General features: G+C 66.4%; 2 protein-coding genes. Both read left to right on the top strand.

The genetic code is table 11. The features are described 5' to 3' along the window. Positions 1 to 83: 83 nt before the first annotated feature. On the top strand, positions 84 to 1,340 hold the full coding sequence (istA, locus tag PYV00_RS23950; RefSeq protein WP_275230861.1) for an IS21 family transposase: 1,257 nt from the start codon (positions 84 to 86) through the stop codon (positions 1,338 to 1,340). Continuing rightward, complete coding sequence (gene istB / locus PYV00_RS23945; protein WP_275230860.1) at positions 1,337 to 2,194, top strand: IS21-like element helper ATPase IstB; 858 nt, start codon at positions 1,337 to 1,339, stop codon at positions 2,192 to 2,194. The genes istA and istB overlap by 4 nt, the downstream gene beginning before the upstream one ends. Positions 2,195 to 2,204: the final 10 nt, after the last annotated feature.

Genomic DNA, 2,204 nt, shown 5'->3' with positions numbered 1-2,204 from the left:
TGCCCAATGAGCCGGGGTTAACCCCGGCTCATTGGGCGACGCCAAAATCGGCGCGAGAAGGCCTCCCACGGGAGGCGGCGCCGATGATCCGACTTGGAGAAGCCATGATGATACTGGAGTTGCACCGACAGGGGCTGTCGGTGACGGCGATCGCGCGCCGGACGGGGCGCGATCCCAAGACCGTGCGAAAATACATCGAGCGCGGCGTCGAGGTGCCGGTGTACGGGCCCAGGACGACGGGTCGGCCGAGCAAGATCGCGCCCTACCTGGAGTTCCTGCGCGAGCGGGTGACGGCGTTCCCCGAACTGACCGCTTCGCGCCTGACCCGCGAGATCAGGGAGATGGGCTACGCGGGCGCCTACACGGCGGTGAAGCGCTACCTGGCGGCGATCCGGCCCGAGCATGATCCCAAGCCCTACGAGATCCGCTTCGAGACCAAGGCCGGCATCCAGGGGCAGGTCGACTTTGCGCGATTCGTGGTCGAGTTTACCGATGAGCCCGGCACGACGCGGATCGTGTGGCTGTTCTCGATGGTGTTGGGCTACTCGCGCTTCATCTTCGCCCGCTACGTGCTGCACCAGGACCTGCAGACATTACTGCGCTGCCATATGCAGGCGTTCGAGGCGCTTGGCGGCGTGCCGATCGAGATCCTCTACGACCGTATGAAGACCGCAGTGACCGGCGAGGATGACCAGGGGCACATCGTCTACAACCGCTCGTTGCTCGCGCTGGCCAAGCACTACCGCTTCCAGCCCAGAGCATGCCGGCCATACCGCGCGAAAACGAAAGGCAAGGTCGAGCGCCCGTTCCGCTACATCCGCGAGGACTTCTTCCTGGCGCGCAGCTTCCGCAACATGGAGGATCTCAACGCGCAGCTCGTCGACTGGCTCGATACTGTCGCGAACGTCAGGGTCCACGGCACCACCCAGCGCGTCGTTGCCGAGGCGCTCGCCGAGGAGCAGGAGGAGTTGCAGCGGCTGCCCGAGCACCGCTTTGCCGCCGTCCTGAAGCTCGAGCGGCGCGTCACCCACGATGGCTTCGTGGCGGTGGGCGGCAACTTCTACAGCGTGCCTGACCGCACTCGCCGGATCGTCGAGGTCGAGCAGCTGCCGGACCTGGTCCGCATCGTCGATCGCGGCGTCATCGTTGCCGAGCATCCCGTCCTTGAAGGGCGCCGCCAATATCGCATCGATCGGCGTCACCGGACCGGGCGCCCGCAACCGCGTGCGCCGGAGCGAGGTGTGGCGACGCTCGGCCGGATCGGTGATCACGTGCCCCTGCGCTCGCTGGCGATCTACGAGGCGATCGGCGCGAGCCTGGCCATGGAGAGCCGGCCATGAACGGCACGGCCCCATCCACTCGCGTGGACTCGATCCGGCGCAGCCTGGTCAGCCTCAAGATGCCCAGGGCTCTCGAGATCCTCGACGCCACCCTGCGGCGCATCGAGCAAGGTCAGATCGACGGCATCGAAGCGCTCGACGAACTGCTGGGAGAAGAGCTGTCGCTGCGCGAGAGCCGCCGCATCAAGGCTGCGCTGCGCATGGCCCGCCTGCCGGTGGTGAAGACGCTGGCGGGTTACGACTTCTCGTTCCAGCCCTCGCTCGACAAGAACCGCATCCTCGCACTCGCGAGCCTCGACTTCATCGAACGCGCCGAGGTCGTCCACCTGCTTGGGCCACCGGGCACCGGAAAGAGCCACATCGCGACGGCCCTAGCGGTCGAAGCCGTCCGCGCCGGCAGAGCGGTCTACTTTATCCCGCTTGCCGATCTTATCGCCCAGCTTGCCAAGGCCGAGCGCGAAGGCACGCTGCGCGAGAAGATCCGCTTCCTCTCGCGCGCGTCGCTGCTGGTCGTCGACGAGATCGGATACCTGCCGGTCACACCGGGCGGCGCCAACCTGTTCTTCCAGCTCGTCAACGCGCGCTACGAAAAAGGCGCCATGATCCTCACCTCGAACCGCGGCTTCGCGGAATGGGGCGAGGTCTTCGGTGACCCCGTCGTCGCCACCGCGCTGCTCGACAGACTGCTGCATCACGCGGTCGTCATCCAGATCGAGGGCTCGAGCTATCGGATGCGCGAGCACGCCGCCCTCGTACCCGAAAACGTGCGCAACGGCGCCGCGTTCAATCCGCCATCGCCAAAGCGACGCGGACGGCCTCCGAAGAAGGGAAATCCAGATCCCGAATACGGCTGATCACCGCACG

The sequence above is a fragment of the Novosphingobium album (ex Liu et al. 2023) genome (assembly GCF_029076845.1).
In the GTDB taxonomy this organism is placed as follows: Bacteria; Pseudomonadota; Alphaproteobacteria; order Sphingomonadales; family Sphingomonadaceae; genus Novosphingobium.
The sequence above is the reverse complement of the archived record's forward strand: the minus strand, read 5'-3'. Positions and strand labels throughout refer to the sequence as shown.

What these genes read in the sequence shown, in the direction of transcription:
- istA (WP_275230861.1), top strand. Translation starts at nt 84, where the DNA reads ATGATCCGACTTGGAGAAGCCATGATGATACTGGAGTTGCACCGACAG.
- istB (WP_275230860.1), top strand. Translation starts at nt 1,337, where the DNA reads ATGAACGGCACGGCCCCATCCACTCGCGTGGACTCGATCCGGCGCAGC.